Genomic DNA, 23145 nt, shown 5'->3' on the forward strand with positions numbered 1-23145 from the left:
CCGAAATCAGTGTGGCCGTTCCTCTTTGGCTGCCCGGCCAGAAGGCGGCCCGCGCGGGAACCGCGGACGCTGCGGCAGCACAGGCACTTGCTGCAGAGCAGGTAGCCCGCCTGCGCCTGGTGGGCGAATTGCGTGAAGCGGCGTGGCAACTCGCCGCGTTGCAGGCCGAGGCGGCCCAGGCCGAGATACAGATCCAGGCACTGAAGCAGCTCGCCGCCGACGTGGAGCGCCGCGTGCGTGCTGGCGATCTGGCGCGGGCCGACTTACTGGCCGCCCAGGCCGAGTTGCTGGCGGCGTCCGCGCTTCAGTCCGACGTGAGCCAGCGCCTGCAGGCCGCGCGTGCGCGCTGGACTCTGCACACGGGGCTGGCTGCAACGCCCGATGTGTCCGTCGAGGCCCTCGAAGGGGCCCCTCGTCCGGCCGCATCGCACCTGGAGCTGCAACTCGCCAGCCAGTCCACCGAACTGGCACGCAAGCGCGTGGAACTCATGCGCCATTCGCGGCGCGACGCCCCCGAACTGACTGTGGCGTACGCCAGGACGTGCCCGGCCGCGCCGAAAGCTCCCAAGGCAGCCTGGTCGTCGGACTGCGCCTGCCCTTCGGCACCGACGACCGCAACCGGCCGCTGGAAGCGGCTGCACTGGCCGAGCTGGACGTGGCCGAGACCCACGAGCTGAGACTGCGCGAACGCCTCGACAGCGACATTGCCGCCGCACGCGATGCGCAGCGATCGGCTGAGGCTCATCTCGACGCCGAGACCGCCCGTGCCCGCCTGCTGCGCGAACGCGCCAGCCTGATCGACAAGTCCTTCCGTGCCGGCGAGACGCCGCTGCCCGACCAGCTGCGTGCGCTCGCTGCCGCATCGCAGGCCGACAGCGCCGTCGCCCGCCAGACCGCCGCACTGGGCCTCGCCCGCGCCCGCCTCCAACAAGCCCTCGGACTCCTCCCATGAACAACCACCTCCAAATCCGCACTCCGATGCCACTGCGCGCGCTTTCCGTCATGGCCCTGGCCGCATTGCTGCTTGTCGCCAATGCGCCCGCCCTTGCCGCCCCTGGCGCCCACGGCCCCAATGGCGAACACCTCGACGGCCCGACCACCATGCGCGCGGCATCGGCCCTGCCGCGTGTCGAAGCCAAGTCGGAAACCTTCGAACTGGTCGCCGAACTGCGCGCCAGCGAACTGGCCATCGTGGTCGACCGCTACGAGTCCAACGAGCCCGTGCTGGGCGCGAAGCTCGAAGTCGAGAGCGGCACGCTCAAGGCGGTGGCTGCGTTCCGTGCGGAGCAAGGCGACTACGCCGTCACCGACGCGGCGCTGTTGAAGGCGCTGGCGGCGCCGGGCGAGCACGGCCTCGTCTTCACGCTCGTGGCCGGCAGCGACAGCGACCTGCTCGACGGAACGCTGATGAGCTCCGCGGGGCGCGTGGCCACCGCAGCGGCGAAGGACGACCACGGGCACGCCCACGGCAACGACGACCACGGCCATGGACACGACCACGAACTGGAGCGCGCCGCCTGGATCGGCGCGGGTGTTGCAGCCCTGGGCCTGATCGGCGGCATCGCCTGGTGGCGGCAGCGGCGCCGCGACGCCGGCAAGATGCAGGGAGGCCTGTGATGACGCGGCTGGAATCGACTCGACCCTGGCTGCGGGCCATGGCCAGCGCCACGGCGCTGGCTGCGAGCGTGCTCTGCGCTTCGCCAACGCTTGCCGCCCCCGGCGCCCACGGCCCCAACGGCGAACACCTCGACGCCCCTGGCGCGGCCGTCAACGCCTCTGGCCTGGCGCGCCTGCCCGATGGCAGCGTCAACGTGCCCAAGATCGCCCAGCGGCGCATGGCCATCCGCACCGTGCTGGCACCCGAGTCCGAAGCCGCAGCCTCGGTCGAGATGCCTGGCCGGGTGGTGATGGACCCGAACGCCAGTGGGCGTGTTCAAGCCGCGCATGGCGGGCGCATCGAGGCCGGCCCCAAGGGGCTGCCCGTCGCTGGCCAGTCGGTGAAGCGCGGCGAGGTGCTGGCGTATGTGCGCCATCACGCCGAGCCCTATGCGTTGGGCACGCAACAGGCCCAGGTCGCCGAACTGAGGGCGCAGCGTGAACTGGCCGAGCAGCGCTTGAAGCGCCTCGAAGGGCTGGAAGGCACGGTGCCGCGCAAGGAGATCGACGCTGCGCGCACGGACGCCAGGAGCCTGGCCGAGCGCGAGCGCAGCATCAGTGGCAGCCTGGTGGCGCGAGAAGCGCTCACCGCACCGGTGAGCGGCGTGATTGCCCGTGCCGACCTGGTGGTGGGCCAGGTCGTCGAGTCGCGCGACGTGCTGTTTGAGGTGGTGGACCCGGCACGCATGCTGGTGGAGGCCACCACCGCCGACGCCAAGGTGGCCGCCCGCGTGGCGGGTGCTTCGCTGCAGGGTGTGCCGGAAGTGAGCTTGCGCCTGCTGGGCGCGTCGCGCTCGCTGCGCGACGGCGTGTTGCCGATCACCTTCGCAGTGAGTGCCGCGAAATCGGGCGCAGCCCTTCCCCTGGCCATCGGCCAGCCGGTCACCGTCGTCGCGCAATCGACGGAGCGCATCAAGGGCGTGGTGCTGCCGGCGCAGGCCGTGGTGCGCAACCCGTCCAACGAGCCCATCGTCTGGATCAAGTCGGGTGCCGAGCGCTTCATCCCGCAGCCGGTGCAGTTCAGGCCGCTGGATGCTGGCACGGTGGTGGTGACTCAGGGGCTGAGCGCGGACAACCGCGTCGTCGTCCAGGGCGCGCCGCTGATCGCGCAGATCCGCTGAACGGGAGCGACCCTCATGTTCAACTGGATCGTTCGCTACAGCCTGCACAACCGCCTGTTCGTGCTGGCCGTCGCGGTGCTGTTGATGGTCTACGGGGCAATAACGGCCTGGCGCACGCCGGTCGACGTCTTCCCCGACCTCAACAAGCCGCTGATCACCGTGCTGACGGAGGCCGGCGGCATGGCGCCGGAGGAAGTCGAGCAGCTCGTCACCTTCCCGCTGGAGACCGCGCTCAACGGCATGCCGGGCGTGACCCGCGTTCGAAGCACCTCCGGGGTGGGCCTTTCGCTGGTCTATGCCGAGTTCGACTGGGGCACCGACATCTACCGCAACCGCCAGCTGGTGGCCGAGCGGCTGGCCATCGTGCGTGCGCAAATGCCCGGCGACATCACGCCGGTGATGGGGCCGGTGTCGTCGATCATGGGCGAGGTGATGCTCGTCGCACTGCCCCTGGTCCCGGGTGATGGGAAGGCACCCGTGGCCACGCCCATGCAGGCCCGGGAGTACGCCGACTTCGTGCTGCGCCCGCGGCTGCTCTCGATCCCGGGCGTGTCGCAGGTCATCCCCATCGGCGGCGAGGTGCGCACGCTGCGTGTGGCGCCCGACACGGCGCGCATGGCGCAGTTCGGCGTTTCGCTGACGCAGGTCGAGCAGGCGCTGAAGGGCTATGCCGCCAATGCCGGCGGCGGCTTCATCGACCTCAACAGCCGCGAGTACCTGATCCGCCACCTGGGCCGTACGAACCGCGCCGAGGACTTGGGCGGCGTCGCGGTGGCCTGGAAGGACGGCCGCGCGATCCTGATGGAGCAGGTGGCCACGGTGTCCTTCGCGGCGGGGCTGAAGCGCGGCGATGCCGGCTACAACGGCCTCCCGGCCGTCGTGATCAGCATCCAGAAGCAGCCCGATGCTGACACGGTCAAGCTCACCGCGCAGATCGAGTCGGCACTCACCGAGCTGAAGCAGGGCCTGCCCAAGGGCATGGCAGAGCCGCGTGTGCTGTTCCGCCAGGCCGACTTCATCAAGGCCTCGATCGGAAACGTCGCCGAGGCACTGCGCGACGGCGCCATCATGGTCGCCATCGTCCTGTTCGCCTTCCTGCTTTCGGTGCGCACGACGGTCATCTCGCTGGTGGCGATCCCGCTGTCGCTGGCGGTCACGGCGCTGGTGTTCCAGTGGCTGGGCCAGTCGATCAACGTGATGACCCTCGGGGGACTTGCCATCGCCATCGGCGAGCTGGTCGATGACGCGGTGGTGGATGTCGAGAACATCCTGCGGCGCTTGAAGCAGAACCGACTGGCTGCGAACCCGTTGTCGGTCCTGGAAGTGGTGCGACGCGCCAGCGTCGAGGTGCGCTCGGGCATCGTCTACGCGACCGTGATCGTGGTGCTGGTCTTCGTGCCGCTGTTCGCGCTGCCAGGTATCGAGGGGCGCCTGTTCACGCCGCTTGGCATCGCCTATATCGTGTCCATCCTCGCGTCGATGCTGGTCTCGATGACGGTCACGCCGGTGATGTGCTACTACCTGCTGCCGACGATGAAGCGCCTGGACCATGGCGACAGCCCGCTGGTGGCCTGGCTCAAGCGCCAGGACACCCGGCTGCTCACCTGGTCCTTCAGCCGAGCGAAGCTGCTCATCGGCCTGGCCGTGCTCGCGGTGGCCGGTGCCGCGGCGACGGTGCCCTTCTTCCCGCGCGCCTTCCTGCCGGCCTTCAACGAGGGCTCGCTGGTGCTGGGCCTGGTGATGCAGCCAGGCACCTCGCTGGTCGAGGCCAACCGGATCGGCGCGGTGGCCGAGACGCTGATCCGACAGGTGCCCGAGGTCACGCAGGTCGGCCGCCGCACTGGCCGCGCCGAGCTCGACGAACACGCCGAAGGCGTGCACTCGGCCGAGATCGACGTGGACCTCAAGCGCAGCGAGCGCGACCGCGAGACCATCATGGCCGACATCCGCGAGCGGCTCTCGTCGCTGCCGGGACAGGCCACGATCGGCCAGCCCATCAGCCACCGGCTGGACCACCTGCTGTCGGGGGTGCGGGCGCAGATCGCGGTGAAGATCTTCGGCGACGACACCGACACGCTGCGCGGCCTGGCCGAAGAGATGCGCGGCAAGCTGGCGACGGTGCCGGGCCTGGTCGACCTGACCGTCGAGAAGCAAGTGCTGATCCCGCAGATCACCGTGCGTCTGGACCACCGCAAGGCGGCGCAGATGGGCCTGTCACCCGGCGAGGCCATCCGTGTGCTGCAAGCGCTGACCGATGGCGCACACGGTGCCGACATCGTCGACGGCCCGCGCCGCTACGAGCTGGTGCTGCGCCTGCCCGACCAGCAGCGCAGCCCGCAGGATCTGGCGCGCACGCTGATCGACACCCCTGCCGGGCGCATCCCGGTGTCCAGCATCGCGACCGTGGAAGAGACCGATGGCCCGAACCAAATCGGCCGCGAGAACGGCCGGCGCCGCATCATCGTCTACGCCAACACCGACGGCGGTGACATGGGGCGGGTGATCGCGGACATCCGGGAGATCATCAAGAAGACGCCCTTGCCACCGGGCAACTTCATCAGTCTCGAAGGGCAGTTCCAGGCCCAGGAGCAGGCCACGCGCCTGATCGCCGGCCTGTCGGTCGTGTCGCTGGCGATGATGTTCCTGGTGCTGTACAGCCGATACCAGTCGGTGGTTCTGGCCGGCATCGTCATGGCCAACATCCCGCTCGCGCTGATCGGTTCGGTGACGGCGATGTGGATCGCGGGTGTGAGCCTGTCGGTGGCATCCATGGTGGGCTTCATCACGCTGGCCGGCATCGCCACGCGCAACGGCATCCTGAAGATCAGCCACTACATCAACCTCGTCAAGTTCGAGGGTGAGAGCTTCAGCCAGGCCATGATCGTGCGCGGCTCGCTGGAGCGGCTGACGCCAGTGCTGATGACGGCGCTGGTGGCGGCCTTCGCGCTGACGCCGCTGCTGCTGGCGGCCGATGCCCCGGGCAAGGAGATCCTGCATCCGGTGGCGGTGGTGATCTTCGGCGGGCTGGTCAGCTCGACGCTGCTCGACACGCTGCTGACGCCGGTGCTGTTCTGGCTGTTCGGCGAGAAGGCCACGAAACGGCTGACCCAGTCCGAGCCCGAATCACCGGACGGCGCGCCAGAAGCCCAGGAAGCCTATTGAGTTGAAACCAGGCCCGGCGGCGCCGCCTGCTCCAGTGCGCCGCACCCTCGAAGGAGATCGAAGAGATGATGAAGAAACTGTTGACCGTGGTCGTGCTGGGCCTGTCGGCGCTGTCGTTCAATGCCGCCTTCGCGCATGGCGGCGGCCCGGCCAAGCACGGCGGCGTGGTGGCAACCGCCAGCGACCTGTCGTTCGAGCTGGTGGGGGCGCCCGATGGTGCCGTGATCTACGTCGAGGACCACGGCAAGCCGATGGCCCCCACGGGCATCAAGGGCAAGCTGACGGTGCTGAATGGCACCGAGAAGTCGGAAGCCGACCTGGTGGTCGCAGGCGACAAGCTCGAAGCCAAGGGCCTCAAGCTGGCCAAGGGTGCCAAGGTGGTTGCCGCACTGGTGACACCCAGCGCGAAGGCGATCACGGTGCGGTTCACCGTGCGCTGAGTTCCGATGCAGCAGTGGCCGGCGATGCCATCGGATGCCGGTGGCCGCACCCTGGTGCTGCTGACCGCCACTCCATGGCTTCACATCCTATCCCCGGGAGGGATAAGGAGATGATAGGATGTGGGCATGTCTGAAACTGACCTCCACGCCTCGCACGACGCGGTGACCAAGCGGCTCAAGCGTGCCAGCGGCCACCTTCAGAACGTGATCACGATGCTGACGGACGATCGGCCCTGCCTGGATGTGGCGCAGCAGTTGCACGCAGTCGAGCGTGCCATCGCGGCGGCGAAGAAGCAGTTGATTCACGACCACATCGATCATTGCCTCGACCACGCCGTCGGCGAACCTGCCAAGTCGACGCGGCAGGCACTCAGCGAATTCAAGGCGATCACCAAGTACCTCTGAGCCCTCCAACTCCCAGACCTGTGCCTTCAATGACATCCAGAGCCTCGCACCCGTTGCACCAGCGTCCACGCGACGCAGGTGGCATCGTGCGCCTGGTGCTGAGCTGGCTGCTGGTGGCGGTGCTGGCCGTGGATCTGATCGCATCGCCACTTCACGGCCATCGCCACGACGGAGAGTGGTCGATAGGCGGAGCGCTCTCGGCTTCCGCAGGGCATCGGAACGAACTGCACAGCCCAGACAAGGTGCACGCCGCCACGCCAGCGGATCACGACGCGCCGGAGTTCTCGCATTCAATCTCGGCGCTGCGCGGCCAGGTCCAGGCCATGGCCGATGTGCCGTCATCGGATGAAGCCGCCGCCACGCCGTTCTGGTCCGTGACGGCCCAGCGGCCGCTTTCGGTTGCTGCGGCCGCCATCTGGCCACCAGATCGGCACCGGGCCGGTTCCAGTGCCTTCCGAAGCCTGCCGCCCAACGGCAGGGCGCCGCCCCTCCACGCCTGAAGACCGCTGCGGCGCCCTGGCGCCGCACCTGCCAACCCGTTCCTGCCCGGGAGCGAGGCCTTCTGTCCGTGGAGTTCCTATGCCTGCCATCTTTCGTCCCGGCGGCGCCTTGCGCGTCGCTGTCTGCCTGTCCCTGAGCGCCTGGTTGGTGCCGGCCCCGGCAGCTGAACCCAACGCCGAGTTCGCCGTCTCGGCAGCGCAGTTGAAGACGCTTGGCGTCACGCTGCTCAAGCTCGACCAACCCGGCGCCATCGCCGGCATGGCCTACGCGGCCAAGGTGATGCTTCCCCCGGGGCAGGAACAGGTGGTCAGTGCGCCGGTGGCCGGCGTGGTCGACCAGTTGCTGGTCGGTGAACAGCAGGCCGTGAAAGCCGGGCAGCCGCTGCTCCGGCTGAACAGCCCGCAATTCGGCGAGATGCAGCTCAAGCTGCTCGAGGCCGCCAGCCGGGCGCGGCTGTCGCAGAAGACGCTGCAGCGCGAGAAGTCGCTGCTGGCCGAGGGCATCATCCCCGAGCGCCGTGTGCAGGAAGCCGAAGCTGCAGCACAGGACGATGCGGCGCGCCAGCGCCAGGCCGAGGCCGCCCTGCGCCTGGCCGGCATCGACGCCGCTTCCATCCAGCGCATCGCCGCCGGCGGTACGGTGCAGGACGGCGTGGTGGTGCGTGCCCGTGCAGCCGGGGTAGTGCTGGGCATCGATATCAAGCCCGGCCAGCGGGTGCAGGAGGCCGACGCACTGTTGCGCCTGGCCAGCCTGCAGACGCTCTGGCTCGACATCGCGATGCCGGCTGACCGCCAGCCGGCCACGTTGGCCAAGGCCGCGACGATCCAGATTGTCGGCCGCGACGCCGTGGCGATGCCGCTGTCGGTCGGCGCCGTGGTCAGCGACAGCCAGACCGTGACGCTGCGCGCGCGCGTCACCCGCGGCGCCGAACGGCTGCGTCCCGGTGAAGTGGTGCAAGCCAGGTGCCGTTCGCCGCCAACGCCGCGGGCTGGGCGCTGCCGCTGGCGGCGGTGGCGCGGCAGGATGACCAGGCTTTCGTGTTCGTGCGTACGGACAAGGGCTTCGTCGCCCGGCCAGTGAGCGTGGTGTCCAGTGCCGGCGCCTCGGTGCAGGTGGCAGGCGACCTGAAGCCGGGCCAGGAAGTGGCGACCGCATCGGTCATCGCGCTGAAGGCGGCATGGCAGGGCAAGAGCGGGGGTGACAAGTGAACCCCAGCCGCAACCCGCTGCACATGACCGGAGCCCGGCCATGCTGAACCGCCTCGTGCAATTTGCGCTCACGCAGCGCCTGTTCGTCTTGCTGGCTGCCGTGCTGCTGGCCGGCTTCGGCTGGTACGCCTTCCGCTCGCTGCCCATCGACGCCTTCCCCGATGTGTCGAGCACGCAGGTGAAGATCATCATGAAGGCCCCGGGCATGACACCCGAGGAGATCGAAAGCCGCATCGCGGTGCCGATCGAGGTTGAGATGCTGGGCATTCCGAAGCAGCGCATCCTGCGTTCGGTGACCAAGTACGGCCTGGTCGACGTGACCATCGACTTCCAGGACGGCACTGACCTCTACTGGGCGCGCCAGCAGGTGGCCGAGCGGCTGAACAACATCGTCGGCGACCTGCCCTCGGGCATCACCGGCGGCATCGCGCCCATCACCACCCCGCTGGGCGAGATGTTCATGTTCACGATCGAGGCGCCGCAGTTGACGCTGGAAGAGCGGCGCAGCCTGCTCGACTGGGTCATCCGCCCCGCGCTGCGCGCCGTGCCCGGCGTGGCCGACGTCAACGCGCTGGGCGGCAAGGTGCACAGCTTCGAGGTCCTGCCCGACCCCGCCAAGCTTCAGGCGCTGGGCCTGAGCATGGCGCAGATCAAGACGGCCATCGAGGCCAACAACCGCAACGACGGCGCGGGGCGCCTGGGCGAAGGCGGTGAGGTGCTGCTGGTGCGCACCGAGGGCAGCATCAAGACGCAGGACGACCTGCGTGCGGTCGTCGTGGCGCGCAAGGATGGCACGGCCGTGCGCCTGGGCGACGTGGCCGTCGTGCGCGACGGCAGCACCACGCGCTACGGCGTGGTCACCATGGACGGCAAGGGTGAGGCCGTGCAGGGCCTGGTGCTGGGCCTGGCGGGCGCCAACGCGCAGCAGGTGGTCAATGGCGTGAAGGCCAAGATCGCCGAGCTGCAGCCCACGCTGCCGGCGGGAGTGACCCTGAAGGTCTTCTACGACCGCGCCTCGCTCGTCGAGAAGGCCGTGGGCACGGTCTCCAAGGCCTTGCTGGAGGCGACGCTGATCGTGCTGGTGCTGCTGGGGGCATTTCTCGGCAACCTGCGCGCCGCCGTGGCGGTGGCCGTGGTGCTGCCGCTGGCGGCGCTGGGCACCTTCATCCTGATGCAGGGCTACGGCATGTCGGCCAACCTGATGAGCCTGGGGGGCCTGGCCATTGCGCTGGGCATGCTGGTGGACGCGGCCATCGTCGTGGTCGAGAACATCGTTCAGCACCTGAGCCGCGAGACTGCCGGCGGCAAGCTGCCGCGCCTGCACATCGTGCTGCGCGCTGTGCGCGAGGTAGCAGTGCCCGTGGCCGCGGGCGTGCTGATCATCGTCACCGTGTTCCTGCCGCTGCTGACCTTGCAGGGCCTGGAGGGCAAGTACTTCGTGCCGGTGGCGCTGACTATCGTGTTCGCGCTGGCGAGCTCGCTCGTGCTGTCGCTGACGGTGATCCCGGTGCTGGCGTCGTTCCTGCTGAAGAAGGTGTCGCACGACGAGCCCTGGCTGCCACGGCAGCTGCTTCGCCTGTACGAGCCGGTGCTGGCCTGGGCGCTGAAGCGGCAGACGGTGGTCTTCGTCGCAGCAGGTGCCCTGCTGGTGCTGGCCGCGGGTGTCTACACCCAGGTCGGCAAGACCTTCCTGCCCGAGATGGACGAGGGCGACATCATCGTCGGCATCGAGAAACTGCCCTCGGTGAGTCTGGAGGAAACCGCAGCGCTGGACCTGATGGTCCACCAGACGCTGATGAAGAACATCCCCGAGATCACCGGCGTGGTGGCGCGCGCGGGCTCGGACGAGATCGGCCTGGATCCGATGGGCCTGAACCAGACCGACACCTTCCTGGTGCTGAAGCCACGCCCCGAGTGGAGCATGGCGAGCAAGGACGCGCTGATCGACCGCATCCGCGAGGTGCTCGACCAGATGCCCGGCATCAGCTACAGCTTCACACAGCCGATCGACATGCGGGTGTCGGAAATGATCATCGGCGTTCGTGGCGACCTGGCGATCAAGATCTTCGGCCCCGATCTGGCGAAGCTCAACGAACTGGCCGCGCAGATCGAAGGCCTGATGAAGACGGTGACGGGCAACCAGGACGTCTACACGGTCGAGAACGACGGCGTGCAGTACCTGCGCGTGGTGGTGGACCGCCTGGCAGCGGGCCGCTACGGTCTGTCGATCGAAGACGTGCAGGACGCGCTGCGGGTGCAGATCGAGGGCCAGCGCGCCGGCACCGTGATCGACGGCAACCAGCGCATCCCCATCGTTATCCGCGGGCCGGACATCGTGAAGGTCTCGCCGGCCGAGTTCGCCGCGCTGCGCATCGCCACACCCGACGGGCAGAGCGTCCCGCTGGAGACCCTGGCTAAGCTGACGCGCGAGAGCGGCCCGGTGAAGATCGACCGCGAGATGGGCAGCCGCTACAGCGTGGTCATCGCCAACGTCACCGGGCGCGACCTGGTGGGCTTTGTCGATGAAGCCAAGGCCAAGGTGGCGGCCGAAGTGAAGCTGCCCACCGGCTATCGGATCAGCTGGGGGGGTCAGTTCGAGAACCAGCAGCGCGCAGCAGCACGCCTGGCGCTGGTGGTGCCGCTGGCCATCGGCTTCATCTTCCTGATCCTGTTCTCCACCTTCGGCTCGGTGCGGCAGGCGCTGCTGGTTCTCAGCAACATCCCGTTTGCGCTGGTGGGTGGCATCGTGGCGCTGTGGGTGACCGGCGAGTACCTGTCGGTTCCGGCCTCGGTGGGTTTCATCGCCCTGCTGGGCATCGCGGTGCTCAACGGCGTGGTGCTGGTGAGCTACTTCAACCAGTTGTATGCCGAAGGGCACGACCTGTTCACCAGCGTGACGCAGGGCGCACGAAGGCGCCTGCGCCCGGTGCTGATGACGGCGTCGATCACGGCCTTCGGCCTGATCCCGCTGCTGTTTGCCACCGGGCCGGGTTCGGAGATCCAGCGCCCGCTGGCCATCGTCGTCATCGGCGGCCTGATCACCGCGACAGCGCTGACGCTGATCCTGCTGCCCATCCTGTACCTGCGCTTTGCCCATCCACGTGCCGACGCCGTCCTGAGTCGCACCTTTCCGCAGGAGGCCGCCCATGGCTGACTTTTGCCTGACCCTGATATGCCCTCCTACGGTTGAGGAGAAGCTGCTCGATGTGCTGCTGGCCAACGCCGGCAGCGAAGTCTTCACCAGCACGCCCACCCACAGCCACGGCAGTGGACAGCAGCGGCTCAGCGCCACCGAACAGGTGATGGGCCGCAGCCGTGCGATGCAGGTCAATGTGCTGCTGACAAACGATGAGCTCGGGCAACTGCGCCAGTTGCTGCAACGCGACTTCGCCGGCACGGGCGTGCGCTACTGGGCCACACCGCTGGCCTTTGACGGGGAGTTCACATGAAGCGATTTGTACTGGCGGGGATCGGTGCACTGCTGATCGCTGGCCTGGCCGCGGCGCAGGAGGTGGCGACGCCCAAGGACCTGCCACCGACGGTGCAGGCACAGGCCTGGATCGACAAGGACCCGGCCGTCGTCGAGGCGCGGCGCGCATTGGATGCAGCTGGCCACGGCGCAGCCGTTCTGGCAGCCGGGCCCCATGAATGGACGGCCAATGCCAGCACGCAGCGGCGCAACGTGGGCGGCGTCGGCAACACCACCGAGTGGTCGGTGGGCGTGGAGCGTGGCATCCGCATCGGCGGCAAGGCCGGGCTCGACCGCCAACTGGGCGAAGTCGACATCGAGATCGCACGCGCCCGCGTCAGCGAGGCACGGCACGAGGCGGCACGCGCGCTGTCCGACCTGTGGCTGAACTGGCTGGAGGCCCACAGCGCGCAGGCGCTGCTGAAGGAGCAGCTCTCGTTTGCCGAGACCAACCTGGCTGCGGTCGACAAGCGCAAGCGCGCGGGCGATGCATCCGCGCTGGACCTCAGCATTGCGCAGTCCGACCTGGCCGAGGTGCGGCGCCAGGCCAGCCAGGCCGACTCCACCTTGGCCAAGGCAGGTGCGAAGCTGAAGCTGCGCTTCCCCGAGGCCACGCTGGCGCCTGCCGCACTCTCCGACCCGGCCGAGCCGATGTGGCCGGAGGCCCGCTGGCGCGAGCGCATCGTCGCCGAGGCCGACCCGCTGAAAACGGCCGAAGGGCTGGTGCGCCGAGCCGAGCTCACCGCGTCGCGGACCCGCGCCGACAAGGTGCCGGACCCGACTGTGGGCGTGTTCACATCCAGCGAGGCCTTTCGCAACGAGCGGGTGATCGGCATCAGCGTCAGCATCCCGTTCGGCGGGACGGTGCGTGAGCGACGCCTGCAGCAGTCACTGCAAGAGGCCGAAGTCGCACGCGCGGCGCTGGACCGCGCGCGCCAGGGCATCGAGATCGAGATCGCCGAGACGCATGCCGACGCCGTGGGCGGCCTCGAGCGCTGGCGCATCGCTGAACGCGGCGCCGAGGCGGCACGCGAGAGCGCGCGCCTGACCCAGCGCGCCTACACCCTGGGCGAGGTGGACCTGCAGTCGCTGCTGCTCGTGCGCCGCCAGTCGCTGGAGGCGTTGCGCGCCGCCGGCGAAGCGCGCGCCGACGCGCTGCGCTGGAACTATCGCCTGCTGATCGACGCCCACCTGATCTGGAATCACGCCAATGACTGATAGCCGACGTCCCGCTGCGAAAGCCCGCGCATGACCGCGACGCCCGCCCCCGCCCGACCTGCCGCCGCTGAATCGGGCTGGGGCGCGCTGATGACGCGCGAGCGCTGGATCGAAGTCGGTCGCATCCTGCTCACCGGCCTCGCCGCCTTGCTGTATTGGCGGCAGGCCGTGCCCATCGAAGTACTTTGGGCGGCCGTGGCCATTGGCCTGTATCCGCTGGTGAAGACCGGCCTGCTCGATCTGGTGCGCGAACGCAAGATCGGCACCGAGATCTTCGTCACCATCGCCACGCTGGTGGCGATGCTTGGCGGTGAGACGGTGGCCGGTGCGGTGCTGATGGTCATCATCCTGATCGCTGAGTTCATCGCCGAGCTCAACACGGACCGCGCGCGCGCCTCGATCAAGTCGCTGATCGGTTCGGTACCGCAGGTCGCGCTGGTGCGCGGCAAAGATGGCGAGGTCGGCGAACGCAGCGTGCCGGTAGCGGAGCTGCGTGTGGGCGACGTGGTGCTGGTGCGCGCGGGAGAAAAGGTGCCTGTCGACGGCAGCGTGCTCAGCGGCCAGGGCGCGGTCAACGAAGCCTCGATCACGGGCGAGAGCCTGCCCAAGGACAAGCAGACCGGCTCGACCGTCTTCGCCGGCACGGTGCTGGCCAGCGGCGCGCTCGACGTGCGCACCGACAAGCTCGGCGCCGACACGATGTTCGCACGCATCATCACCCTCGTCGAAGACGCCGAGGCGCATCAGGCGCCGGTACAGAAACTGGCCGACCGCGTCGCTGCCTGGTTGATCCCGGTGGTGCTCGTGTTCCTGGTGGGGGTCTGGCTGGTCACGCGCGACATCCGGACCGTCGTCACGCTGCTGATCTTCACCTCGCCGGCCGAACTCGGATTGGCCACGCCGCTGGTGATGATCGCTGCGGTGGCACGCGCGGCGCGCAATGGCATCCTCATCAAGGGCGGGCTGTACCTGGAACTGCTGGCCAAGGTCGACGTGGTGGTATTCGACAAGACCGGCACGCTGACCGCCAACCGGCCTGCCGTGGTGAGCGTCTCGACGCAGGACGCCGCCATCGACGAACGCCAGCTGATGCGGCTGGCTGCCGCTGCCGACCGGCGCTCGGCGCACCCGCTGGCGCAAGCGTCATGGCGCATGCGGCGGCACTCGGCATCGAGGTGCCCGAGCCGCAGCAGTACGAACAGATCCAGGCGCGCGGGGTGAAGGCGACGGTGGAAGGCCGTGCGGTACTGGTCGGCAATCCGGCGCTGCTGAGCGAGGCCGGCGTCGCGCTGCCTTCATCCACGCTGGCCACGGGGGCCACGGCAGCGGCGGACGCCGCGGGCATCGGCAGCAGCACGCCGGTGCACGTGGCCGTGGACGGCCGCTTTGCCGGCATCGTGTACATCGCGGACGCGGTGCGCCCGGGGGCGCGCGAGGCGCTGGTGGCGTTGAAGGCCACCGGCGTCAAGCGCACGGTGATGCTCACCGGCGACAACGCCGCTACTGCGCACGCGGTCGCTCAGCAACTGGGCATCGACGAAGTGCACGCCGAGCTGCTGCCCGAGGGCAAGGTGGGTGTCATCGCCGAATTGCAGAAGCAGGGCCACCGCGTGGCCATGGTCGGCGACGGCATCAACGACGCGCCGGCGCTGGCGCGGGCCGACGTCGGCATCGCCATGGGCGGTGGCGGCACGCAGGCGGCGCTGGAGGCCGCCGATGTGGCACTGATGACCGACGACCTGGCCAAGATCGGGGCCGCCCGCGCCATCGCCCGCCGCGCCTACCGCACGGTTCAGGAGAACCTGTTCGTCGGCGTGGGCGTGGTGCATGTGCTGGGCATTGCCGCCGCACTGATGGGTTGGATCGGGCCGATCGAGGCCGCGATCATCCACCTCGGACCCGATGTGCTGGTTTTCGTCAACTCGGTGAAGCTGCTGCGGGTGCGTATCCCGGGTGCACGTGAGCCGCGGCAAACCACCTCTCAAGCGCTGATCTCTTTCATTTCCAAGCTCGGAGACACCTTCATGAAGTCGATTCGTCCCCACCTGTTCGCTCTCGTCGCGGGCGCCGCGCTGCTGGCTGGCTGCGCCACTCCGCCGCCGCCAAATCCGGCGGCCGAAATCCCGCACTGCTACAAGACCAACAAAGGCAGGACCATCGCGTGCACCAGCGCGCCAGTCCCCAGTCTGAATGCGGATGCCGACGCAAAACGCTTCGCCCCCGATCCCAGCGCCTTGACGGTGTTTGTGGTGCGCCGCAACTGGGCCGACGGCCGCAACTTCGTGAAGGTCTATTCGGATGGTGGTCCGGGTGTCGAAACCCTGCCCAACACGATGATCCGCCTGAAGTTCAAGCCCGGCGCGCATGTGATCGCCTTCGAGTTCGAGGGCAAGCGCCAGTCCATCACCGTGGAGGGCAAGGCGGGTGACGTGCGTTTCGTGAGGATCGACGGCACCGTCTGGTCCTGGAAGAGTTCCTACGAGTGGGCCGCTGAACCCGAGGCATCGATCCGCGAACGCGCCCTGAAATCCCGTCTCGTCGCCGACGTGACGGTTCGCTGAACTCGGTCCGAAAACAACACACCGCCATCGAGCACGTCATCTGAGCCGTAGCCCGGCGGTCCCGGCGTGAGACCGCACAAGCTGTCCTGCCTGATGATGTTCAAGCCATGAACCGAATGTCAACCACCTTGCCCGCCCTCAGGGGTGGGCTGCTTGCCCTGCTGGCCGCAGCACTGTTCGGCGTCAGCACGCCGCTGGTGCAGCAGTTCGGTGTCGGGCTCGGGGCATTCAGCACGGCGGCACTGCTCTACGCCGGGGCCGCTGCCGTCGGCCTGTTGTCGCGCCAGCGCATCGAACGCGAAGCGCGGCTGCAGCGAAGCGATCTGGCCCGCCTGCTGGCGATGGCCGCGTTCGGCGCCGCCATCGGCCCGGTCGCGCTGGCCTGGGGCCTGCAGAACACGAGCGGCACGAGTGCGTCACTGATGCTCACGCTCGAAGCCCTCTTCACCGCCGTGCTGGCATGGCGTCTGTACCGCGAGACCATGGACGGCCGCGTCTGGACGGCGATGGCCCTGCTGCTGGCAGGCGGGATGGTGCTGGTGCTGGAACAGGGACGCACGGGCGGCGCGCAGCTGTGGGGCCTGCTGGCCGTGCTGCTGGCCACCGCGGCCTGGGGCGTGGACAACACGCTGTCGCGCGCACTCGCGGAACGCGACCCCGGACAGGTGGTAATGGCCAAGTCGCTGCTAGGGGCGACAGCCACGGGTGCGCTGGCATTGGTCTTTGGCGAGCCGCTGCCTTCGGCGATCGCCGCGCTGGCGTTGTTCGCCATCGGCGCCACCGGTTACGGCCTGAGCCTGCGGTTCTACCTGCTGGCACAGCGCGCCTTTGGCGCCGCTCGCACGGGTTCGGTGTTCGCGTTCGCGCCCTTCATCGGCGCGGCGTTCGCGGTGGCGCTGGGCGACCGTTCGGCGAGCGGACTGATGGTGCTGGGCAGCGTTCTGATGCTGGTTGGCGTGGTGCTGCACCTGGCCGAGTCACACGGCCACGAACACGAGCACGAGGCGCTGGAGCACGAACACGCCCACCGCCACGACGACGGGCATCACGACCATGTGCACGACGTGACGCCGGTCGGCGAGCACAGTCACCGGCATTGGCACGAGCCGGCGCGGCACGCCCATCCCCACGTGCCGGATGCGCATCACGCGCATCGGCATTGAACCGAGTCGGGCTGCTCGATCGCGGTGAAGCTGCTTGCCGACGAGGCTCTAGAAGGTCTTCTCGCGATCGATGCGAAGCGCCCACCTGACCAGCAAGATGACTCAGCCTACCGAGTAGCAGGCTCACCCATTGAGCTACCCGACAGCGAGCATGCGCAATCCACACAGGAGGTCGGTCATGGCGCAGAACAGGGTTCAGTACCAGAAGGGGCTGTCGATGCCGGAGGTCTTCGATCGATTCGGCTCGGTGCAACAGTGTGAGGAGCGGGTTCGGGCTTGGCGCTGGCCGAGCGGGTTCGTCTGTCCGCGCTGCGAGCAGACCGGGCAGAGCGAGTTCCGGCGGCACGACCGCCTGTACTTCCAGTGCAGCAGCTGCCGCTACCAGTGCAGCCTGGTCAGCGGCACGATCTTCGAGTCCAGCAAGCTGCCGCTGCCGCGCTGGTTCTTGGCCATGCACCTGATGACGCAGGCCAAGAACAACGTCTCGGCGCTGGAGCTTAAGCGGCATCTGGGGGTGTCCTACCCGACGGCGTGGCTGCTGAAGCACAAGATCATGCAGGTCATGGTGCTGCGGGAGGCTCAGCGGCAACTCACCGGCCGCGTCGAGATCGACGACGCCTACCTGGGGGGCGAGGTCCGCGGAGGCAAGGCGGGCCGGGGCTCGCCGAACAAGGTTCCCTTCGTGGCAGCGGTGCAGACGACGGAGGACGCCAAGCCGGTCGTGATGTGCCTGTCTCAGCGTCCCTTCACCAAGGAGTCGATCCAGGCCTTCGCCGAGAAGTCGCTGGCGGCGCCGGCGACCCTGGTCTCCGATGGGCTGGGCTGCTTCACGGCCGTTCATGGCACCGGCATCCTGCACGAGCACCACATCACCAGTGGCGGTGCGTCCAGTGCCAAGCACCCGTCCTTCCAGGCCGTGAACACGGCGCTCGGCAACATCAAGACCTCCCTGTCAGGCACGTACCACGCCTTCGCCTTCAAGAAGTACGGCCAGCGCTACCTCGGGCAGGTCCAGTACCTCTTCAATTGCCGCTACAGGCTGAGATCCATCCTGATCCGGCTGGCTCGGGACGCCTTTCAAACTGCTCCACGCCCTATCAAGACGACCCGCTCGGCTGAGGCAGCTTGCTGATCAGGTGTGCGCATGCGACGCAGCGGCCGAACCGCTGCCAGGCATCAATTGATGGCGAACGCCAGCACGACCGCCCCGAGAGCGAGCAGTCCGAGCCCAGCAATGAACACCGTTTCGGCGTAACCCTCGAAGCGGCTTCCATGGCGGCGCGACCGCATCGACATGAACGACAGCACGGCACTGGCCAGGAACACCAGCGCGTCCACTGCCATCAGCTTGTCGACCAATACACGCTGAGTGCCCACCGGCCCGAGCAGACTGATGTAGAGCGTCGTGAGGCACACGCCGATCATCGTCGCCGACGTCGGCAGGATGTGCGCCGACAAGCCATTGCCGGCCGTTCGAGCTGAACGGCCGGGCGGCAGGCTGGGCGTCTCCTCGGCTGGCTCGCTCAAGATTTCGACTCGCCAGTGCCTGCCGTCGCGAGGAGGAGCGGCGCGCCCATCATCCGACGCGCACGGGCACGAAGATCTTGTCGCCGTCGCGCTGGATCAGCAGCGCGACCGACTTGTCGGACCTCGCCACGGCCTGCCGCACCTGGTCAATGCTGTTGACTGGCGTGCCGTTCACGGCCATCAGCACGTCGCCCGCCTGCACGCCGGCCATCGCCGCCGGACCGCCCGCATCCTCGATGAGCAGGCCATCCACGCCGGCCTCTCGCTTTTCTTGCGGCTGCAGCGGGCGCAGTGCCAGCCCGAGCTTGCCCTTGCCAGCGGCATCGTCGGCCTTCGCAAGCTGGGCCTTCTTGTCGCTGGCGTCACCCAGCCTGGCCGTCAGCTCCTCGCGCTTGCCCTGTCGCCACACCTCCAGCGTCACCTTCTCGCCGGGCGCAGACTGACCGATCAAGGCCGGCAGGTCGCCTGAGGCGATGATCGGCTGGCCGTTGACCTTGCGGATCACGTCGCCGGTCTTCAGTCCGGCCTGGTCTGCAGGCCCGCCCGCATCGACATTGGACACCAGCGCGCCTTCGGGCTTGTCGAGCTTGAAGGAATCGGCCAGCGTCTGGTTCACCTCCTGGATCGCCACCCCCAGACGGGCATGGCTGGCCTTGCCGGTGGCGACGATCTGGTCCTTGATCTTGGTCGCCAGGTCGATCGGGATGGCAAAGGACAGGCCCTGGTAGCCGCCGGTGCGGCTGTAGATCTGCGAGTTGATGCCGATCACCTCGCCGCGCGTGTTGAACAGCGGACCGCCCGAGTTGCCCGGGTTGACGGCCACGTCGGTCTGGATGAAGGGCACGAAGCTGTCGTCGGGCAGCGACCGCCCCTTGGCACTGACCACACCGGCGCTGACACTGTTCTCGAAGCCGAAGGGCGAGCCAATGGCCAGCACCCATTCGCCGACCTTCAGGTCACCCGAACTGCCCATTGGCACCACGGGCAGGTTCTTGGCGTCGATCTTGAGCACTGCCACGTCCGTCTTCGGGTCCGATCCCAGTACCTTGGCCTGGAACTCGCGGCGGTCGGTGAGCTTGACCGTCACATCCCTGGCATCGCGCACGACGTGGGCGTTGGTCAGGATCAGGCCGTCGGCGCTGACGATGAAGCCCGAGCCCTGGCCCCGCACCGGCATCTCACGCTGGCCCGGCAGACCGCCGTTGGGACCCTGGAAGCGCCTGAAGAATTCGAAGAACGGGTCATTGGGATCGATGCCCTGCGGGCCGCGCCGTTGCGCCGCCGGCGCCTCGTCGGCGTCGTTGATGGCGAGCTTCATGCCGCTGACGCTGATGTTGACCACCGCTGCACCATTGCGCGCGGTGATCTGGGAGAAGTCGGGCGCGCCGACGGCGGTGGGGGTGGCGCCCATCGGCGTCATCATGGACGCGCCGGGCAACGCCGTGGCGGTCGGAGCGGCCGCGCGGGCATGCGTGGCGGACACGAAAGTCGCACCCGCACCGCCCAGCACGCCTGCGGCGACCAGCGCGAGAACCAAGTGGGTCGGGGTCATCGAACGTGTTGTCATGAGAACTCCTGGAAGGGAACAGTGGTTGAACACAGACTCAATGTCAGGCCGGGGACTTAGACAGTTCTTAATCGGTCGGCTCTCGTGACGCCAACACCGCTGCCGATGAGCGATCAACCCGCTTCAGAGCAAGCCTCTGAGCACCCGCTGCAAGCCGGCCTCGAAGGTGCGCGCCAGCCGCGCCACGTTGGCCGCGTGCGAGAACTCCGTCATCAGTGCGGACGGCATCGGCGTCGTGACAGTGGTGACGCCACCCTGGTCGTGCATCGAGATCCGGCACGGAAGGACGTGGGCGAGCCCGGGGTCGATGTCGATGAGTTGGGCGGTCAGGCGCGGATTACAGACCTCGTAGACGCGACAGTTGTGCTCCAGTGACATGCCCTTGGCCTGGAGCAAGCGCCGGAAATCGTGCACCTGCAGGATCCCGAGATCATTGGCGACGATGCTGCCCTCCAACTGCAGGGCGACCTCGTCGAAGGGTCGGTCGCACACCACGGAAAGGGTCGACTCGCCGCGAATGAAGCCTCGGCCTTCAGCGCCTCGAAGGAGGCGGACTCTTTGCGTTGACGCATCATTTGCTCCTCAGGGCGGGGGTGTCGCTCCTGGTTCCAAGATGGTGGGCGCCGACAGTTAGACAGGACTTAAGGCCAAACTCGGTCTGAGCTGGGACCGATGAGTCGGCCAAAGATTCTGGCAGCGAAGAGATCCGGCGGCGATCGATCAGTCTTGGCATGGCGTGCGCGATTTACTTCCCTGTTCGACGACGCTGCAACCTCAGACCAGCCGCGCCGCATCCAGTACGGACCTGCGCCTTTCGGCCCTGGTCATGTAGACGACCAAGCCGAGGATCACCGTCAGGAACAGCGCGCTGGTGCCGACCGTCCCCAGGCCCAGGCCCCCGTTGCTCGCCGGCTGCGACAGCAGGTCGCCGAACGATGCACCGAACGGACGGGTCAAGATGTAGGCGAGCCAGAACGCGAGCACGGCATTCAGCTTGAACACGAGGTGCGCCAGGGTCACGAGCGCGATGCCGGCGCCGAATGCCATGGCCGAGTACAGGTAGCCGAGCTTCAGCGTCTCGGCCACCAGGTCACCTGCCGCCGTGCCCAATGCGAACGTGAACAGGATGGCGGCCCAGTAGAACGACTCACGGCGCATGGTGAAGATCGAGTGGATCGACAAGGTCTTCTCGACGGCAAACCAGGCGGCGAAAGTGGTCGCCAGAGCGATCGCGAAAATCGTCGTCGTCACCTGCAGCGGCACGCCGAAGTGATCGGTGATGTTGTCGGTGATCAAGGTGCCCACCACGCTGATCAGCACCACCGCGACCCAGTAGATCCAGGGCACGTAGCGGTCCTTGCGGAACTGGCCGACGAGGGCTGCGACGAGCAGCGCTGCCATCAGGATCGAGGTGTTGGTCAGGCCGAGATTCAGGTTGGTGTTCAGGAAGTCCGCCGCCGTCTCGCCGACGGTGGTGGCCATGATCTTGATGACCCAGAAGTACAGCGTGACCTCCGGCACCTTGTTGAGCAGGCGCTCGGCAGACGCGGGTTCGATCTTGTTCATGGGAATGCCCTCTTGGATGCTGAGTGGTGGAGCCAGCCCCTACGCTATCGGGCCATGACTTACCAAGCACTTAACCCGCTGTGGGTTGAGTGCACACAGCATCGAGCAACGCGTCGTCGGGCACGACTTGCGGCGTGACGGCCAGTTGGCGCGTCCGCGTGCGATCAGCCTGCCAGAGGGAAAGTCACGTCGACCCGCAGGCCGCCCAGCCGCTCGGATCGGTCGAGTCGCAAGCGCGCGCCGTGCATCTCGGCAATCGACCGGACGATCGCCAGGCCCAGTCCGCTGCCCGTGGTTTCTGTGCCGGCCACGCGGTAAAAGCGGTCGAGCACCCGCTGCCGGTCGACGTCGGCGATGCCAGGTCCGCTGTCTTCCACCGACAGGCGAATCGCGCCCGCCTCGCGCACGATCTCCAGGTCCACCTTGCCACCCGCCGGGGTGTACTTCACAGCGTTGTCCAGCAGGTTTCGCATCAGGATGCGCAGTGCCTCCGCCTGGCCTGCGATCAGTCCCTCATCGGCCTGCGTCAAGCCGACATCGGTCTGGCGCATTTGCGCTGCGGGCACCGCATCGGCCACGGCCAGACGCGCCAACTCCACCAGAGACACTGGCTCCGGCTTGAGGCCCGTGGCGGCGCTCGCTTGATGCCGGGCCAGCACCAGAAGTTGTTCTACCAGGCGCGTCGCGCGGTCGATGCCCGCGGCCAGCCGACTCACCGCCAGGTCTCTGGCCGTATCGTCGGTGGCGCGCTGCAGCCCCTGGACCTGCAGCTTCAGAGCGGCCAACGGCGAGCGCAGCTCATGCGCCGCATCGGCGACGAAGTTCTTCTGGGCGTCGAAGGCCTCGCGCACCCGGCCGAACAGCAGATTGAGCTCCTGGACCAGAGGCCGGATCTCGTCCGGCAGGTCGAGGTCGCTGACAGCACTCAGGTCGTCGGCCTGTCGATCGGCGACCTGGCGCCGCACCCGTGACACCGGAGCCAACGACAGGCTCACTACCCACCACACCACCAACATCAGCAGGGGCGCCATCACGGCGATGGGCGCCATCGTGCGCAAGGCCAGGGTACCAGCCATCTCGCGCCGCGCCGCCATGTCCTGGGCCACCTGGATGACTTGTGAACGCGACTGCATCGAGAACACGCGGTAAGTGCCGCCGTGGGTCTTGACGTCGGAAAAACCCAGCACGGTACGCTGTGGCAACGCAGCGCGGGGCGCCGACTGAAACACGCGCAGGCCATCGGCGGTCCACACCTGGACCATGAAGTTCAGGTCTTCTTCGTCCTGCGAATCCTCGCCAGGTCCCGCTACCGCATTCGACGGCAGCCCCGATCGCAAAGACAGCGCCATCTGCTGCATGTGGTAGTCGAAGATCTCATCCGCCTCGGCGCGTGCTGCGCGGTAGGCGATCAAGGCCTGGACCACCGCCGTCAGTACGATGGCCGCAAGCAGCAGCCAGAGCAGCCGGGTGCGCAGGGAATGGGAGGGCTGCACGGCCATGCTCAGACCCTGGGAACCATGTAGCCGACGCCACGCACGTTCTGGATCAGGTCCACGCCGAGCTTCTTGCGTGTGCGCGCCG

Annotated in this window: 22 protein-coding genes; 17 read left to right on the forward strand and 5 right to left on the reverse strand. The window is 68.0% G+C overall.

From position 1 onward, the window contains the following. The first annotated feature begins 11 nt into the window (after nt 1-11). The 17 genes from x551_RS26795 (at nt 12) to x551_RS02845 (ending at nt 18036) form a co-directional block, all read left to right on the forward strand. Nucleotides 12-677 carry a TolC family protein gene (locus tag x551_RS26795; RefSeq protein WP_253950281.1) on the forward strand — a complete coding sequence of 222 codons (666 nt, stop codon included), beginning with the start codon at nt 12-14 and terminating at the stop codon, nt 675-677. Continuing rightward, on the forward strand, nt 593-952 hold the full coding sequence (locus x551_RS26800) for a TolC family protein (protein WP_253950280.1): 360 nt from the start codon (nt 593-595) through the stop codon (nt 950-952). The genes x551_RS26795 and x551_RS26800 overlap by 85 nt, the downstream gene beginning before the upstream one ends. Continuing rightward, entirely contained in the window at nt 949-1617 is a 669-nt protein-coding gene (locus x551_RS02780; protein ID WP_051495540.1) for a hypothetical protein, read from the forward strand. The genes x551_RS26800 and x551_RS02780 overlap by 4 nt, the downstream gene beginning before the upstream one ends. A gap of 38 nt (nt 1618-1655) precedes the next feature. Continuing rightward, entirely contained in the window at nt 1656-2777 is a 1122-nt protein-coding gene (locus x551_RS02785) for an HlyD family efflux transporter periplasmic adaptor subunit (RefSeq protein ID WP_036229803.1), read from the forward strand. Between the two features lie 15 nt (nt 2778-2792). Further along, the gene (locus x551_RS02790) at nt 2793-5939 is read left to right on the forward strand and encodes an efflux RND transporter permease subunit (RefSeq protein ID WP_036229805.1); all 3147 of its coding nucleotides are present in this window, start codon (nt 2793-2795) and stop codon (nt 5937-5939) included. A 65-nt stretch (nt 5940-6004) separates the two neighbouring features. After that, on the forward strand, nt 6005-6379 hold the full coding sequence (locus tag x551_RS02795) for a hypothetical protein (RefSeq protein ID WP_173402791.1): 375 nt from the start codon (nt 6005-6007) through the stop codon (nt 6377-6379). A 126-nt stretch (nt 6380-6505) separates the two neighbouring features. Beyond that, complete coding sequence (locus tag x551_RS02800; RefSeq protein WP_036247475.1) at nt 6506-6784, forward strand: metal-sensing transcriptional repressor; 279 nt, start codon at nt 6506-6508, stop codon at nt 6782-6784. A gap of 86 nt (nt 6785-6870) precedes the next feature. Then, nucleotides 6871-7284 carry a hypothetical protein gene (locus x551_RS02805; RefSeq protein WP_152543383.1) on the forward strand — a complete coding sequence of 138 codons (414 nt, stop codon included), beginning with the start codon at nt 6871-6873 and terminating at the stop codon, nt 7282-7284. Nucleotides 7285-7363: 79 nt separating this feature from the next. After that, a complete protein-coding gene (locus tag x551_RS02810) occupies nt 7364-8365 on the forward strand; it encodes an efflux RND transporter periplasmic adaptor subunit (protein WP_051495541.1) in 1002 nt (333 codons plus the stop codon). Continuing rightward, nucleotides 8323-8493: a hypothetical protein gene (locus x551_RS25730; protein ID WP_155935781.1), complete on the forward strand. Its 171-nt coding sequence runs from the start codon at nt 8323-8325 to the stop codon at nt 8491-8493. Before x551_RS02810 ends, x551_RS25730 begins: the two co-directional genes overlap by 43 nt. 40 nt (nt 8494-8533) lie before the next feature. Continuing rightward, a complete protein-coding gene (locus tag x551_RS02815) occupies nt 8534-11647 on the forward strand; it encodes a CusA/CzcA family heavy metal efflux RND transporter (protein WP_036229807.1) in 3114 nt (1037 codons plus the stop codon). After that, complete coding sequence (locus tag x551_RS02820; RefSeq protein WP_036229809.1) at nt 11640-11942, forward strand: DUF3240 family protein; 303 nt, start codon at nt 11640-11642, stop codon at nt 11940-11942. The genes x551_RS02815 and x551_RS02820 overlap by 8 nt, the downstream gene beginning before the upstream one ends. Further along, nucleotides 11939-13180 (forward strand): TolC family protein, encoded by a 1242-nt coding sequence (locus x551_RS02825; RefSeq protein WP_036229811.1) that lies wholly within the window; start codon nt 11939-11941, stop codon nt 13178-13180. The genes x551_RS02820 and x551_RS02825 overlap by 4 nt, the downstream gene beginning before the upstream one ends. 30 nt (nt 13181-13210) lie before the next feature. After that, nucleotides 13211-14401, forward strand: coding sequence for an HAD-IC family P-type ATPase (locus x551_RS26345; RefSeq protein WP_197028724.1), 1191 nt, complete (start codon nt 13211-13213; stop codon nt 14399-14401). Further along, complete coding sequence (locus x551_RS26350; RefSeq protein WP_216701294.1) at nt 14326-15741, forward strand: HAD-IC family P-type ATPase; 1416 nt, start codon at nt 14326-14328, stop codon at nt 15739-15741. Before x551_RS26345 ends, x551_RS26350 begins: the two co-directional genes overlap by 76 nt. 107 nt (nt 15742-15848) lie before the next feature. After that, a complete protein-coding gene (locus tag x551_RS02840) occupies nt 15849-16904 on the forward strand; it encodes a DMT family transporter (RefSeq protein WP_036229813.1) in 1056 nt (351 codons plus the stop codon). Nucleotides 16905-17082: 178 nt separating this feature from the next. After that, nucleotides 17083-18036 carry an IS1595 family transposase gene (locus x551_RS02845; protein WP_036229815.1) on the forward strand — a complete coding sequence of 318 codons (954 nt, stop codon included), beginning with the start codon at nt 17083-17085 and terminating at the stop codon, nt 18034-18036. A gap of 44 nt (nt 18037-18080) precedes the next feature. On the opposite strand, the gene x551_RS02850 is transcribed toward x551_RS02845, so the two are convergent. From x551_RS02850 to x551_RS02870, 5 genes are all read right to left on the reverse strand, one after another. Then, on the reverse strand, nt 18081-18362 hold the full coding sequence (locus x551_RS02850; RefSeq protein ID WP_253950279.1) for a hypothetical protein: 282 nt from the start codon (nt 18360-18362) through the stop codon (nt 18081-18083). Between the two features lie 118 nt (nt 18363-18480). Next, complete coding sequence (locus tag x551_RS02855) at nt 18481-19998, reverse strand: DegQ family serine endoprotease (RefSeq protein ID WP_036229817.1); 1518 nt, start codon at nt 19996-19998, stop codon at nt 18481-18483. A 123-nt stretch (nt 19999-20121) separates the two neighbouring features. Further along, a complete protein-coding gene (locus x551_RS02860; RefSeq protein ID WP_216701295.1) occupies nt 20122-20454 on the reverse strand; it encodes a DUF302 domain-containing protein in 333 nt (110 codons plus the stop codon). 318 nt (nt 20455-20772) lie between these two features. Next, on the reverse strand, nt 20773-21564 hold the full coding sequence (locus tag x551_RS02865; RefSeq protein ID WP_036229822.1) for a membrane protein: 792 nt from the start codon (nt 21562-21564) through the stop codon (nt 20773-20775). Nucleotides 21565-21728: 164 nt separating this feature from the next. Beyond that, the gene (locus tag x551_RS02870) at nt 21729-23063 is read right to left on the reverse strand and encodes an ATP-binding protein (protein WP_036229825.1); all 1335 of its coding nucleotides are present in this window, start codon (nt 23061-23063) and stop codon (nt 21729-21731) included. Nucleotides 23064-23145: the final 82 nt, after the last annotated feature.

This window comes from Methylibium sp. T29, from assembly GCF_000576205.1.
In the GTDB taxonomy this organism is placed as follows: domain Bacteria; phylum Pseudomonadota; class Gammaproteobacteria; order Burkholderiales; family Burkholderiaceae_C; genus Methylibium; species Methylibium petroleiphilum.

Coding starts and splice junctions, on each gene's coding strand:
- x551_RS02840 (WP_036229813.1), top strand. CDS start 15,849: ATGAACCGAATGTCAACCACCTTGCCCGCCCTCAGGGGTGGGCTGCTT.
- x551_RS02785 (WP_036229803.1), top strand. CDS start 1,656: ATGGCCAGCGCCACGGCGCTGGCTGCGAGCGTGCTCTGCGCTTCGCCA.
- x551_RS02825 (WP_036229811.1), top strand. CDS start 11,939: ATGAAGCGATTTGTACTGGCGGGGATCGGTGCACTGCTGATCGCTGGC.
- x551_RS02815 (WP_036229807.1), top strand. CDS start 8,534: ATGCTGAACCGCCTCGTGCAATTTGCGCTCACGCAGCGCCTGTTCGTC.
- x551_RS02855 (WP_036229817.1), bottom strand. CDS start 19,998: ATGACAACACGTTCGATGACCCCGACCCACTTGGTTCTCGCGCTGGTC.
- x551_RS26350 (WP_216701294.1), top strand. CDS start 14,326: ATGGCGCATGCGGCGGCACTCGGCATCGAGGTGCCCGAGCCGCAGCAG.
- x551_RS02820 (WP_036229809.1), top strand. CDS start 11,640: ATGGCTGACTTTTGCCTGACCCTGATATGCCCTCCTACGGTTGAGGAG.
- x551_RS02800 (WP_036247475.1), top strand. CDS start 6,506: ATGTCTGAAACTGACCTCCACGCCTCGCACGACGCGGTGACCAAGCGG.
- x551_RS02870 (WP_036229825.1), bottom strand. CDS start 23,063: ATGGCCGTGCAGCCCTCCCATTCCCTGCGCACCCGGCTGCTCTGGCTG.
- x551_RS02790 (WP_036229805.1), top strand. CDS start 2,793: ATGTTCAACTGGATCGTTCGCTACAGCCTGCACAACCGCCTGTTCGTG.
- x551_RS02780 (WP_051495540.1), top strand. CDS start 949: ATGAACAACCACCTCCAAATCCGCACTCCGATGCCACTGCGCGCGCTT.
- x551_RS26345 (WP_197028724.1), top strand. CDS start 13,211: ATGACCGCGACGCCCGCCCCCGCCCGACCTGCCGCCGCTGAATCGGGC.
- x551_RS02845 (WP_036229815.1), top strand. CDS start 17,083: ATGGCGCAGAACAGGGTTCAGTACCAGAAGGGGCTGTCGATGCCGGAG.
- x551_RS02795 (WP_173402791.1), top strand. CDS start 6,005: ATGATGAAGAAACTGTTGACCGTGGTCGTGCTGGGCCTGTCGGCGCTG.
- x551_RS02865 (WP_036229822.1), bottom strand. CDS start 21,564: ATGAACAAGATCGAACCCGCGTCTGCCGAGCGCCTGCTCAACAAGGTG.
- x551_RS02810 (WP_051495541.1), top strand. CDS start 7,364: ATGCCTGCCATCTTTCGTCCCGGCGGCGCCTTGCGCGTCGCTGTCTGC.